The organism is Parajatrophihabitans canadensis (assembly GCF_053764775.1).
The window spans coordinates 3,240,434-3,252,939 of sequence record NZ_CM132445.1; the positions used below are offsets into that span (position 1 = coordinate 3,240,434).

11 protein-coding genes and 3 tRNA genes are annotated in these 12,506 nt (G+C 63.2%); 4 read left to right on the top strand and 10 right to left on the bottom strand.

The window, feature by feature from the left end:
• Window positions 1-12 precede the first annotated feature (12 nt).
• A complete protein-coding gene (locus tag ACSMXN_RS15725) occupies window positions 13-999 on the top strand; it encodes an aldo/keto reductase (protein WP_027139336.1) in 987 nt (328 codons plus the stop codon).
• Between the two features lie 503 nt (window positions 1,000-1,502).
• Here ACSMXN_RS15725 and ACSMXN_RS15730 read toward each other — a convergent pair.
• The 5 genes from ACSMXN_RS15730 to ACSMXN_RS15750 all read right to left on the bottom strand — a co-directional run bounded on the left by ACSMXN_RS15730 (window position 1,503) and on the right by ACSMXN_RS15750 (window position 3,052).
• Window positions 1,503-1,574: transfer RNA gene (locus tag ACSMXN_RS15730), tRNA-Val, on the bottom strand.
• A gap of 50 nt (window positions 1,575-1,624) precedes the next feature.
• Window positions 1,625-1,695 (bottom strand) — tRNA-Cys (locus ACSMXN_RS15735).
• A gap of 41 nt (window positions 1,696-1,736) precedes the next feature.
• Window positions 1,737-1,809 (bottom strand) — tRNA-Gly (locus ACSMXN_RS15740).
• A gap of 101 nt (window positions 1,810-1,910) precedes the next feature.
• The gene (gene coaE, locus ACSMXN_RS15745; protein ID WP_022912833.1) at window positions 1,911-2,525 is read right to left on the bottom strand and encodes a dephospho-CoA kinase; all 615 of its coding nucleotides are present in this window, start codon (window positions 2,523-2,525) and stop codon (window positions 1,911-1,913) included.
• 14 nt (window positions 2,526-2,539) lie between these two features.
• Window positions 2,540-3,052, bottom strand: coding sequence for a hypothetical protein (locus ACSMXN_RS15750; protein ID WP_022912832.1), 513 nt, complete (start codon window positions 3,050-3,052; stop codon window positions 2,540-2,542).
• Between the two features lie 25 nt (window positions 3,053-3,077).
• Here ACSMXN_RS15750 and ACSMXN_RS15755 point away from each other — a divergent pair, with 25 nt between their 5' ends.
• Entirely contained in the window at window positions 3,078-3,305 is a 228-nt protein-coding gene (locus ACSMXN_RS15755) for a hypothetical protein (RefSeq protein WP_022912831.1), read from the top strand.
• Between the two features lie 172 nt (window positions 3,306-3,477).
• Here the strand turns inward: ACSMXN_RS15755 and rpsA are convergent, their stop codons facing one another.
• Window positions 3,478-4,944 carry a 30S ribosomal protein S1 gene (gene rpsA / locus ACSMXN_RS15760; protein WP_022912830.1) on the bottom strand — a complete coding sequence of 489 codons (1,467 nt, stop codon included), beginning with the start codon at window positions 4,942-4,944 and terminating at the stop codon, window positions 3,478-3,480.
• Between the two features lie 339 nt (window positions 4,945-5,283).
• On the opposite strand from rpsA, the gene ACSMXN_RS15765 reads away from it, so the two are divergent.
• Window positions 5,284-6,117, top strand: coding sequence for a class I SAM-dependent methyltransferase (locus tag ACSMXN_RS15765; protein ID WP_022912829.1), 834 nt, complete (start codon window positions 5,284-5,286; stop codon window positions 6,115-6,117).
• A 4-nt stretch (window positions 6,118-6,121) separates the two neighbouring features.
• Entirely contained in the window at window positions 6,122-7,447 is a 1,326-nt protein-coding gene (locus ACSMXN_RS15770; protein ID WP_022912828.1) for a hypothetical protein, read from the top strand.
• On the opposite strand, the gene polA is transcribed toward ACSMXN_RS15770, so the two are convergent.
• From polA to ACSMXN_RS15790, 4 genes are all read right to left on the bottom strand, one after another.
• Window positions 7,404-10,268 carry a DNA polymerase I gene (polA, locus tag ACSMXN_RS15775; RefSeq protein WP_081649051.1) on the bottom strand — a complete coding sequence of 955 codons (2,865 nt, stop codon included), beginning with the start codon at window positions 10,266-10,268 and terminating at the stop codon, window positions 7,404-7,406. The genes ACSMXN_RS15770 and polA overlap by 44 nt on opposite strands.
• 57 nt (window positions 10,269-10,325) lie before the next feature.
• Window positions 10,326-10,778: a hotdog fold thioesterase gene (locus ACSMXN_RS15780; RefSeq protein WP_022912826.1), complete on the bottom strand. Its 453-nt coding sequence runs from the start codon at window positions 10,776-10,778 to the stop codon at window positions 10,326-10,328.
• A 63-nt stretch (window positions 10,779-10,841) separates the two neighbouring features.
• Complete coding sequence (locus ACSMXN_RS15785) at window positions 10,842-11,435, bottom strand: GNAT family N-acetyltransferase (RefSeq protein ID WP_196811235.1); 594 nt, start codon at window positions 11,433-11,435, stop codon at window positions 10,842-10,844.
• Between the two features lie 195 nt (window positions 11,436-11,630).
• Window positions 11,631-12,347, bottom strand: a complete 717-nt coding sequence (locus ACSMXN_RS15790; protein ID WP_022912824.1) for an ABC transporter ATP-binding protein — start codon at window positions 12,345-12,347, stop codon at window positions 11,631-11,633.
• Window positions 12,348-12,506: the final 159 nt, after the last annotated feature.

The window sequence follows — 12,506 nt, forward strand, 5'->3', positions numbered from 1 at the left end:
ACGACACCACACCTGAGCACACGGCAACTAGGCACATCTGGCCCCACGGTGGGCGCGCTGGGCTTGGGCTGCATGGGCATGTCCGGGGCCTACGGTCCCGCCGACGAGGACGAGAGCGTCGCGACGATCCGCGCCGCGGTCCGGGCCGGGGTGGCGCTGGTGGACACCGGTGACTTCTACGGTGCAGGGCACAACGAGCTGCTGGTCGGACGAGCGCTGCGCGACCTGAGCCGCGACGACGTCACGCTCAGCGTGAAGTTCGGGGCGATGCTCTCGCCGGGTGGGGGCATGGGCCGCTTGGACGGGCGTCCAGAGGCAGTCGGCAACTACCTGTCCTACACCCTCGTCCGGCTCGGGGTTGACCATGTCGATGTCTATCGCCCGGCTCGGCTCGACCCGAACGTTCCCATTGAGGACACCATCGGCGCGATCGCTGACTTGGTCCAGAAGGGATACGTACGCCACATCGGTCTGTCCGAGGTCGGCAGCGACACCATCCGTCGGGCCGCAGCGGTCCACCCGATCGCGGACCTGCAATTCGAGTACTCGTTGCTCACCCGCGGGATCGAGGACGAAATCCTGCCGACCTGCCGGGAGCTTGGTATCGGCGTGACCGCCTACGGCGTCCTGTCCCGCGGGCTCATCGGTGGCGGCACCGCCTCGTTCGGGCCGGGCGATTCCCGCTCGGTGTACCCCCGCTTCGGGGGAGGGAACTTTGAACACAACCGCGACCTCGTGGCAGGACTCGAACCGATCGCCCACGCCGCCGACCTGAGTGTTGGACAACTCGCCATCGCGTGGGTCGCGGCGCAAGGTCACGACATCGTCCCCGTAGTCGGCATCAAGAATCGCGCGCGGCTCGAAGAAGCACTGCGGGCGATTGCCGCAGACCTCAGCCCGGAGATGCTTGTGTCGATCGGGCAGGCCATCCCCCGCGACGCGGCTCTGGGAGCTCGGTACCCCGCGGCCCCGATGCCGAAGCTCGACAGCGAACGATAGTCAACCAAGCGTCGCATCGTCCTCTGTCCCGGCTACCTGAGCGTGAAACGTCTGGGAGCCTTCGCGGGCCGTGCCAGACTTGCCCGGCGGCGGTTCAGGATGTCACCGGGCGAGCGCTTCTCAGTGCTTGTCCGGACAACGCGACTCGGTGGTCGCTGCATGACCCACCTGACACGTCGTGTGGTCAACGAAGGTCAAAAAGGAGCGCCGGAGGGAGCGCCCACGGCGTTCGGCCAGCTACTTGCGCATCGTGTGGCCACTACCGCGCCCCGGTAGTGGTCACCGAGTCGTTTAGACGCTGCTCCCCCGGCATCTGCGCCCAAATCGATCCCCGGGCAGTCGCTGCGGACCATCGGTGCAACCCCCGTGCAACGCCGGAACGGCCGCGAGGAGACAGCGCGACGACCGCGTACCTGCGCCGAAGCACGAGTAGAGCGTCCGTTCACGTGAGGCACGAGTACGGGCCGCGCATCGCTGCGGCGCCCGTATCGTTGACTTCTATGTGGGCGATACTGGGATTGAACCAGTGACCCCTACCGTGTCAAGGTAGTGCTCTCCCACTGAGCTAATCGCCCGTACTCAGCGCCGCAGGCCGCCTGTCGGCGGACGACGTGCACTGGCTACGAGGTGGAGACGGGATTTGAACCCGTGTAGACGGCTTTGCAGGCCGTTGCCTCGCCTCTCGGCCACTCCACCAGGGACCGTAAGGTCCTGAGGAACGCCATTAGCGTCCACCGAGCGGACGACGGGATTCGAACCCGCGACCCCAACCTTGGCAAGGTTGTGCGCTACCAGCTGCGCTACGTCCGCATGGTGTTACCCGCTGTTTTTGCCTTCGGTTACCCTCTGGCTGCCTACAACGGCACCGAGCGGAAACTCTATCCGATGGGCTCTGCCCAAGCCAAACCGGGTCAGGCGGATTCGCTGCGGGACGCAGCCAGCGAGGCGAGCAACTCAGCCCATGCCTTGTCCACGTTGTCCCTGAGTTGGGCCAACGAGCCACTGTTGTCAACCACCACAGTGGCGAGCGCGCGGCGCTCGTCGTCGGTGGCCTGATTGGCGATCCGGCTCATAGCATCCTCGCGACTCAGGCCGCGCTCTACCAGCCGATCCAGCCGCAACTCCAACGGCGTCTCCACGACGATGACCGCCTCGTAGTCGCCCCACATATTGTTCTCGGCCATCAGTGCAACGTCGTACACGATCTGATTCCCAGGAGGCACAGCGGCTATCTTCTCGTCCATGCGTATCTTGACCAGCGGATGAACGATCGCGTTCAAATCCGCCAGTGCCTTTTCGTCACCGAAAACTAGCTTTCCGAGCTTTGGTCGATTGAGCGAACCGTCTGCGGTGAGGATGTCGGGACCGAATCGCTCCACGACCTTCGCCAACCCGGGCGTGCCAACCTCAACCACATCACGCGCGAGTTGATCAGCATCGATGATGGTCGCACCGAGCTCGGCTAGTCGCCCGGAGACCGTGCTCTTCCCACTGCCAATCCCACCGGTCAAGCCAATGATTCCCATAAACCGCGCCCCGTTCAGCTAGATGTACTCGACGGCGTACTTCCCGGCGTTGCGCTGGCTGATGATGTCACCGGACCGCCCTGACTGAACTTCTCGGTCGCGTCCAATGCAGCGTCAGCCAATGCCGCGAGGACCTTTGTTTGCTGGGCCGCAGGCACGATCTTCGCGTTCACCGACACGGCCACGGTACGGGGGCCGGCGCCGACGACAATCGTCGGATCGCCATAACCGACGAGGACAGTCCCAGAGTATTGGCCGACGGCGGTCGTTGTAGACGCAGCGCCGTGAGATCGATAGTCATCGATCGTGCCCTGTACGCGACGGCTTGCCTGATCGGCTGTCTTGTAAAGGCTGATCCCGATCTCGAGCTTGGCCGTACTGACCTTCTTTTTGTTCACCACGGCAGTCGTAATGCCATATTTGCAGTTCAGATAAGCAACTCGGCCAATGTTGGGCTCCGCAACACCAACGATGAACGCGGTTTGACCTACGAACGGCCTGCCGCTCGCTTGTTCCAAGGAGGTCACCGGCAACAGATCAGCGCAGGTTCCGTTGAACGAGGCCGGTGCGGTCGAGGTTTTCGACGGTGACGCCTTCGCAGAAGTCGAGGAAGATGCCGCGGTCGTGGACGCACTCGAGGTGCTGGCCCGGGTATCCGAGCTGACAGACGATGCTTTCGGCTCGGCCTTCGAGCAACCTGCAGCGCCAACCGCGACGGTCAACCCGGCACAGACGAGAAGGACGCGAGAGCGCCGCGATCTAGGCGACCACCGGCGTTGAAGATGACTGTCACTGTCATGAGTGGCTGGCACTCGCTTACGGTAACGGTTGGACTGCCTGAGCGGCCGGAGCATTCGCGTGTCCGATGAAAGCACCTGCGGTACACATGGATGAAGCCCGGGAGGCGGACCTCCCGGGCTTCATTTCGTGCAGTTAGCGGCTAACTGGATCGTTAGCGTCCAGCGAGCTTCTCGCGCAACGCGGCAAGTGCCTCATCAGAGGCCAGCGTGCCGCCGGTGTCTTCCGGAGCCTCCGACGAGTACGAGGAGGCATCCCCCGACTCGGTCGCGGCTTCGGCATCGGCCTTCTGCGCGTCCTCGAGCTGCTTCTTGTGAGCCTCGAAACGCTCGCGCGCCGCGGCGTAACGCTTCTCCCATGCCTCGCGCTGCTCATCGAAGCCTTCGAGCCACTCCTGGGTCTCCGGGTCAAAGCCCTCGGGGTAGATGTACTCACCCTTGTCGTCGTACTGCGCTTCCATGCCGTACTGCGACGGGTCGAAGTTCTCATCGACGAGCGCACCCTCGTTGGCCTGCTTCAGCGACAGCGAGATGCGGCGACGCTCCAAGTCGATGTCGATGACCTTGACCAGCAGTTCGTCGCCGACCTGGACGACCTGCTCCGGGATCTCGACGTGGCGCTCGGCCAGCTCCGAGATGTGGACCAGACCTTCGATGCCGTCTTGAACGCGGACGAAGGCACCGAACGGTACGAGCTTGGTGACCTTGCCGGGCACGACCTGGCCGATTGCGTGGGTACGAGCGAACTGGCGCCACGGGTCTTCTTGGGTGGCCTTGAGTGAGAGCGACACCCGCTCGCGGTCAAGGTCAATGTCGAGAACCTCGACGGTAACTTCCTGACCGACCTCGACAACCTCGCTCGGGTGGTCGATGTGCTTCCACGAGAGCTCAGAGACGTGAACCAGTCCGTCGACGCCACCGAGGTCGACGAAAGCACCGAAGTTGACGATCGATGAAACGACACCGGAACGGACCTGGCCCTTGGCGAGCTTGTTCAGGAAATCGCTGCGGACCTCGGACTGGGTCTGCTCGAGCCACGCACGGCGCGAGAGGACAACGTTGTTGCGGTTCTTGTCGAGCTCGATGATCTTGGCCTCGAGGACCTTGCCGACGTATGGCTGCAGGTCGCGCACGCGACGCATCTCTACCAGCGATGCCGGCAAGAAGCCCCGCAGGCCGATGTCGATGATCAGGCCGCCCTTGACGACCTCGATGACCGTTCCCTCGACAACCTCGTCGCGGTCCTTCTTCTCCTCGATCGTGCCCCAGGCCCGCTCGTACTGCGCACGCTTCTTCGACAGGATCAGTCGGCCTTCTTTGTCCTCCTTCTGGAGAACGAGAGCCTCGATCTCATCGCCCACGGAAACGACCTCGGACGGGTCGACATCGTGCTTGATGGAGAGTTCGCGGGACGGGATGACGCCTTCGGTCTTGTAACCGATGTCGAGTAGAACCTCGTCGCGATCAACCTTGACGATGGTGCCTTCGACGATATCGCCGTCGTTGAAGTACTTGATGGTCTTGTCGATCGCCGCGAGAAAGTCCTCGGCTGAGCCGATGTCGTTGACTGCGACCTGTGGTGCTGCCGATGTCGGCGCGGGTTGGGTAACGGTGGACGTCATTGAGTAGATAGATCCTGACAATTGGTAGAGCGGCGCGGACACGTCGGACCGACCCTCTTTGCCCACCTGGCCGGTCACAGAGATCTACTGAGACCTCTGTGATGCTCACCGCTGAGCTAGAAAGACGAGCGGCCTACTCCCTGTCGAGGCCACAGACCTGTTCCGCAGGCTTTAGCCTACTCCAGAGCCGTCTACTCTAGGAAATCCGGGCAGCACAGAATCAGCATCGCCACGCAAGGTACATCCGCTCTGTTCCGGTTGGCCGCCAACCGGCCAACCGGCGTTCACACCCAGTGCCGTCGAAGCGATCCCGACCGGTGATGACGCTAGATTCAGCCGGTGGGAACAGAACGAGACCTCGGCACGGTCGGAGTTGGGCGACGACCCGTCGATGCAGCGGACTCGGCGCGCGCCAACCGGCTGTGGTGGGACGCGGACGCCGCCAGCTACCACGCCGAGCACGGCAATTTCCTCGGCACTGACGACTTCGTTTGGTGCCCTGAAGGTCTGCGCGAGGAGGAAGCGGGTCTGCTCGGACCGATCGATGACCTGGTCGGCAAGTCGGTACTCGAGGTCGGCGCAGGGTCTGCGATGTGCTCGCGTTGGCTGGCTGCGCGCGGCGTGCAACCGGTCGCGTTCGATATCTCCGCAGAGATGCTTCGGTATAAGGCGTCGCCAGCCGAGTCGGCAGCGCGCTCCTCAGTCCCGCTTGTACAAGCGGACGCCCAGCACATCCCATTTCTCGACAACAGCTTCGACCTCGCCTTCACCGCTTACGGTGCCGTGCCCTTCGTCGCCGATTCGGCCGCGGTGATGTCAGAAGTGGCCCGAGTACTGCGCCCTGGAAGCCGGTGGGTCTTTTCTACGACACATCCGATTCGCTGGGCGTTTCCCGACTCCCCCGGCCCCGACGGGCTCACTGCATCGATGTCGTATTTTGACCGCGCTCCGTATGTCGAATTCGATGGCGATGACCGCCCGACCTACGTTGAGCACCATCGAACCTTCGGCGACCGGGTTCGGGAGATAGTCTCCGCCGGCTTCCGCTTGGTCGATGTCGTCGAGCCGGAATGGCCGGAGGACGTGACGTCGGAGTGGGGTGGCTGGTCTCCGCTGCGCGGCAAGATACTGCCCGGAACTGCGATCTATGTTTGCGAGCTTCCGGCAAACTGAACGGGTGCCAGAGTCTGACGGGCCATTGGGCAAGGCGGCACCCATCGGTGCCGTGCCCGTCAGAAGCACACCCTTGAAGGGCGCATCGATCACCGGTGGCCTGCTAGGCATCACGCTGGCGAACATTCTCGGGAACGTCTTCAGCTATGGCCTCTTGCTTCTCGGTGCACGATCTCTGGATGCGGCTGGCTATAGCGAACTCATCACGCTGACGAACCTGCTGCTGGTCGGCTCGATTCCAACGCTCGCGCTGCAAGCGGTCACCGCGCGACGAGTCGCAGCCGGCGGTCCCGATGGCACTGTTGTCTTCGCGCTTCTCCTCAGTAGCGGTTTGGCGATTGTCGGCGCCGCGTTGTCCCCGCTGCTCGCCTCGTTCCTGCACCTGCCGGGCGTCGGCGGAATACTGCTGGTGTGCGCGACCTTGCCCGGACTTGCAGTCCAAGGCGTGTGCCAGGGATTCTGGCAGGGTTCGCAGCGGTTCAGGGCGCTGGCGAATACGACGTTCATCGGTATCGCGCTCCGATCGGGTTCAGGCCTGTTCGTGCTGGCACTGGGCGGTTCGACGACCGGGATCGTTGGCGCAATCGCGGTTGGCACCACGGTTGCGGCCGTGGCTTGTCTGTTGAGCGCACCTGCCCTACGCGCCGATCTGACGGACCAAATCGCGGGTGACACGAAGGCGAGCCTGCACAAGCTGGCGCCGCTGATGACCGAATGTGCGCACGCGTCGCACGCCTACGGAGTCTTTCTGCTTCTGTGCGTGACGGATGTCTTTCTTGCCAGGCATGTTCTGCCGACGGAGGCCGCCGCCACCTACGCCGCAGGTTCGGTCATCACCCGTGGCACATTGTGGCTACCGCAGTCGGTGGCCAACGTGCTGTTCGCCTCACTGACGGACGGGTCGCGGCATCGACGACTGTTCCTGCGGGCCGCGGCTGGGATCGCCATCGTTGGCGTCGTGGTCGTGGTCGGATCGTGGCTACTGCAAGGTCTCGTGACCATCATCGTCAACGGCGACAAGTACCCCGCGCTGCGAGACTCGACCTGGCTGTTCGCCGGACTCGGCAGCTGCCTCGCATTGATTCAGTTCGCTCTCGTCGCCGGTTTAGCGGTCGAGCGGCGGCTCGTCGCGATCGTCATCTGGGTCGCCATCGCTTGCGAGGCGATCGCCGTACTGGGGTTCGCACCGAGGACCGTCAACGGCATCATCGGCACGGTATTCGTCATCAATCTCGTGGCGGCGGCCATCGCGATTCTGCTGGGTAGCCTGCCCAAGCACATATCGGCTAGTGCGCCGCAGCATCCCAATTTGGACCAAATCCCACGCTGACCTCCATCGGCACGGTGAGGTTGGTGGCCGCAGCCATATCGCGATGGACGAGTGCCTCGACCTGCTCACGCTCGCCCGGCGCGATTTCGAGCACGAGCTCGTCGTGTACCTGCAGCAGCAGCTTCGAAGCCAGCTTGGCTTCGCTGAGCGATTTCTGCACGTTCAGCATCGCGACCTTGATAATGTCTGCGGCGCTGCCCTGGATCGGTGCGTTGAGAGCCATCCGCTCAGCCATCTCACGGCGTTGTCGATTGTCGGAGTTGAGGTCCGGCAGGTAGCGGCGGCGTCCCATGATCGTCTCGGTGTAACCCGTCTGCCGGGCATCATCGACCACCGAGTACAGGTAATCGCGTACGCCGCCGAAGCGGGCGAAGTACGCCTCCATCTGACCTTTCGCCTCGTCCGGTGTGATCTTGAGTTGCTGGGCTAGGCCATAGGCGGAGAGGCCGTAGGCCAGGCCGTAACTCATCGCCTTGACTCGTCGTCTCAGATTCACATCGACATCACCGGGTGCGATGTCGAACGCGCGGGCGGCAACGAAGGTGTGCAAGTCCTCGCCGGAGCTGAACGCTTCGATCAGGCCTGCGTCCTCTGACAGATGCGCCATGATGCGCATCTCGATCTGGCTGTAGTCGGCAGTCATCAGAGTCTCGTAAGCCCTGCCATCGTGGCTGCCGACGATGAACGCCTTCCGAATCCGTCGGCCTTCCTCAGTTCTGACCGGGATGTTCTGCAGGTTTGGATCGACGCTCGAGAGTCGACCCGTCGCCGCGATCGTCTGATTGAAGGTCGTGTGTACCCGGCCGCTGTCATCGATCATCGGCAGCAGCGAATCGACCACGGACTTGAGGCGGGAGACCTCGCGGTGTCGGAGGAGGTGCTCGATGAGGGGGCTTTCGCTGGCCTCAGCCAGCCAGGCGAGCGCATCGGCGTCAGTCGTGTACCCGGTCTTGGTCCGCTTGGTCTTGGGCAGTCCCATCTCGTCGAACAGGATTTGTTGCAGCTGCTTTGGCGAGCCGAGGTTGAATGATCGCCCAACGACCGCATGTGCGTCGGACTCCGCATCCTTGACTGCGGCCGCGAGTTCGGACTGGAGTTCGCTCAGGTGGGTTTCATCGGCGGCGATACCGGTGCCTTCGATATCAGCCAGTACGAATGTCAGCGGTAGTTCCAGGTCCGTGAGTAGCTTTGCTCCGCCCCGACTCGTCAGTTCTTCGTCGAGCGCATCCGCAAGATCTCGTATCGCCGAGGCCCGGACAGCCTCAACCTCAGCTCGAGCGTCATCCGCTGCGTCGAGCCCACCGTCAAGCGTCAGCTGACCGGACGAGTCGCTGGTCTCCTCTCGAAGCTCGCGCTTGAGGTAGCGCAATGCCAGGTCGGCCAGGTCGAACGCGCGCTGGCCTGGTTGCACGAGATAGGCCGCAAGCTGGGTGTCCGAGGTGACGCCGCGCAACACCCACCCGGTCTGGGCGAGTGCAAGCAGTGGCCCTTTGATGTCATGCGTCGCCTTCGGAACATCTTCGTCGGCCAGCCAGTCGGTGAGCACGCGGTCGTCGTCTGCGGTCAATAGCGTCGGCTCGACCCAGGCTGCAGAACCGTCGGCGGCGGCGATCGTGACCGAGTTGAGCGTGCCCGCACCTCGACCCCAAGTGCCTGCAAACGACAGGCCCACCCGGCGACCGTCGCGTGCGTGTTGGGCGAGCCAGGCTTCAACCTGCCCAGGTTCGAGGCGGGTCACCTCGACTTCGAACCCCTCCGAAGCCTCAGGCTCTGCCGTGGTCAAAGTTGCAAAGAGCCGCTCACGTAGGACACGGAACTGAAGGTTGTCGAACAGCTGGTGGACCTCGTCGCGATCCCACTGCAGCCGGCCAAGTTCGCTCACGCCCAGGTCGAGCGGCACGGTACGCACCAGTTTGGTCAGGCTGGCGTTGCGCAGTACTGATGCCAGGTTTTCGCGCAGCGCGTCGCCGACTTTGCCTTTGACCTGGTCGACGTGCTCGACTAAACCTGACAGGCTGCCGTATTCCCGGATCCACTTTGCCGCTGTCTTTTCGCCGACACCTGGAATGCCGGGCAGGTTGTCGCTCGGGTCGCCTCGAAGTGCGGCAAAATCCGGATACTGAGCCGGGCTCAGGTCGTATTTGGCTTGAACCTCCTCAGGCGTGAAACGGGTGAGCTCGGAGACACCCTTTCGCGGGTACAACACCGTGACCTGATCGTTGACCAACTGCAAAGCGTCGCGGTCGCCGGTGCAGATCAGGACATCGAAGCCGGCGCCGCAGGCCTCTGTCGTCAGCGTTGCGATCACGTCGTCGGCCTCGTAGTTGTCGACCGACAACATCGGGATCCGAAGTGCCGTGAGCACTTCTTGTATGAGCGACACCTGGCCCTTGAACGGCTCGGGCGTGGAAGAGCGGTTGGCCTTGTACTCGACATACTGCTCGCTGCGGAACGTCTTACGACTCACGTCGAACGCAACCGCGAGGTGGCTCGGATCCTCGTCTCGCAACAGGTTGATGAGCATCGAGGTGAAGCCGAATACCGCGTTCGTGGGCTGACCCGTGCTGGTCGAGAAGTTCTCCACCGGTAACGCGAAGAAGGCACGGTAGGCGAGTGAGTGACCGTCCAACAGCAAGAGTCGCGGCCGGGGCGAATCGACGTCAATTTCGGTCAGGGCGACGACCTCGACTGGCTCGTCGGTGGACGCAACGTCGGAAGTTTCGGTTACTCGGGTCACGGTGCCCGAGTCTAGGCGGCCCCTCTGACGCTCGGCGATACTCGGCTGAGCCGAGCGGGGCACAACCGCAGGATCAGGCGGCATAAATCAAGCGCGTGGGCTCAGCTGGACGGATCTAGCAGGTTCAGTCCGCCGGCTCGATCAAGCCGGCGAGGTGAGGCCGGCTTGATGCGCCGGCCGAACCGCGCACGTCAGCCGCGACGTGCAGGTGCGGCGACCGTCCACGTCGGAAATGACGATCTCGAACGTCGAGATCGTCCGTCCCACGTGCAGTGGCTTACAAACGGCCGTAACGAGCCCCTGAGTCGCCGAGCGGTGGTGGGTGCAGTTCAACTCGATTCCGACCGCGATATTGTCCGGGCCCGCATGCAACGCGGCCGCCAGCGAACCAGCAGTCTCGGCCAGCACTGCCGACGCGCCGCCATGCAACAAGCCGTACGGCTGCCGATTGCCGGTCACGGGCATCGTCGCGACAAGATTGTTCGGGTCAGAATCGAGAACCTCGATGCCCATCCGCTCGACCAGCAGTTCGTGGGTGCCGTCCCACCGCTTGGCATAGCCATCGAGGATTGCCTGCTGCGCCGCTGTAATCATCCCAATTAACTACCACATGGGACGTTCAGAAGTGGTACCCAAGCGATCGCTGTGAGGCGCACATCATGCGCCGCGGCCAACCGCCCGACTGGGTAGCACGCCGCGAACGCTCCGGCGCCGACGCAACGCGACCCGGTCTACCGAGTCGACGATGCCCAGACTGCGCCGAAGCACCTGTACCGAGGCGATGCGGCGCACCACCAGCGGCGCGAAGCCCAGACGAGCCAGATAACGGTTGGCGTCGCGAGCCGCCGCCTGAACGCCGACGACGACATGGTCGATCTCGCGATCCTCCGCATGCCGAACCGCGCCCGTGAGCAGCGCACGGCCGGTGCCACGGCGTCGGTATGTCGGTGCAACCAACAGGTGCGAAATGTGCAGGGTCGCTGTCGGCGTGAGCACGCCGACTTGTTCTTCGAGCAGGACCGTGAGGCCGACAACCTTGTCGTGCTCCTCCTCGACGGCGACCAGAACGAGCCGATCTGGATCAGAAAGGAGCTGAGAAAGACGCTCCGCCACGGTGGTTCTATCGCCGTTACGCGCTCGCCGACCACGCGCGGAGACGTGGTCGGCGAGGCCATTGTCCTCTGCCAGCTTGATCAGCTCTGAGATATCGGAAGGCTCTGCCGGGCGTACCCGCACGTTGCCACGCGACACGATTCCCTCCAAGGCGAACATGAAGTAGAGCTGGTCGAAAATATTGTTGGCTATGCAACCAAATCCCAGAACGCACCCTAGCGTGAGAAGCGCTCCCCCAAAAGGGGTGTCACGAAGTGATCATGTGCCTGAAACCGTACGTCACATGATCGACACATAGCGTGAGGATCAGGCGCTAGCCAACAGCCACCAACTCTACGACGCGATCTCCTCTCCCAAGTACGCAGCCCTGACCCGATCGTCGGCGAGGAGCTCCGGACCCGTGCCGGTCAGAACGATCTCACCCGTTTCGAGCACATAGCCGCGGTTGGCCAGCGCGAGAGCCTGCGACGCGTTCTGCTCGACGAGGAGCACCGTCACGCCGTCATCGTTGATCTCGCGGACGATGTCGAAGATCTGCTTGACGATCAATGGCGCAAGCCCCATCGAGGGCTCGTCAAGCAGCAAGAGCCGCGGCTTACCCATCAGCGCCCGGCCGATGGCCAGCATCTGCTGTTCACCGCCGGACAGAGTCCCGGCCTGCTGCTTGATGCGTTCCTGAAGCCGAGGGAAAAGCTCAAGGACATGCGCCAGCACCTTCTCATCGGCCTTCTTGAATCTGAAAGCGCCCATGTCGAGGTTTTCGGCCACTGTCATCCGTGGAAAGACGTGGCGACCCTCAGGGACGTGACAGATCCCGAGGTTGATCAGCTCGTGCGCGGGTATGCCGTCGATCCGCTTGCCCTCGTACCGGATCTCGCCCAGAGCGGGGCGCAGCATGCCCGACACAGTCCGTTGAGTGGTCGTTTTGCCGGCACCGTTCGCACCGAGCAACGCGACGATCTCGCCCTCGTCAACCGTGAAGGAGACGCCCTTGAGTGCCTTGATCGCCCCGTACCGTACCTCGATGTCGTCGACCTCGAGCATGCTCATGAAGTCACCTGCTCTTCGCGCGAGCGCTCATCGCTGACATTCGCTCCGCTCCTCGTTCGTACCTCAATGCGATGCTCGCTCATGAGGTCACCTGCTCTTCGCGCGAGCGCTCATCGCTGACATTCGCTCCGCTCCTCGTTCGTACCTCGCTGCGATGCT

Bases quoted from the DNA above. Each gene is read 5' to 3' on its own strand.
- coaE (WP_022912833.1), bottom strand. From the start codon at position 2,525: ATGGGAATCATTGGCTTGACCGGTGGGATTGGCAGTGGGAAGAGCACG.
- ACSMXN_RS15790 (WP_022912824.1), bottom strand. From the start codon at position 12,347: ATGAGCATGCTCGAGGTCGACGACATCGAGGTACGGTACGGGGCGATC.
- rpsA (WP_022912830.1), bottom strand. From the start codon at position 4,944: ATGACGTCCACCGTTACCCAACCCGCGCCGACATCGGCAGCACCACAG.
- polA (WP_081649051.1), bottom strand. From the start codon at position 10,268: ATGCCGCCTGATCCTGCGGTTGTGCCCCGCTCGGCTCAGCCGAGTATC.
- ACSMXN_RS15780 (WP_022912826.1), bottom strand. From the start codon at position 10,778: ATGATTACAGCGGCGCAGCAGGCAATCCTCGATGGCTATGCCAAGCGG.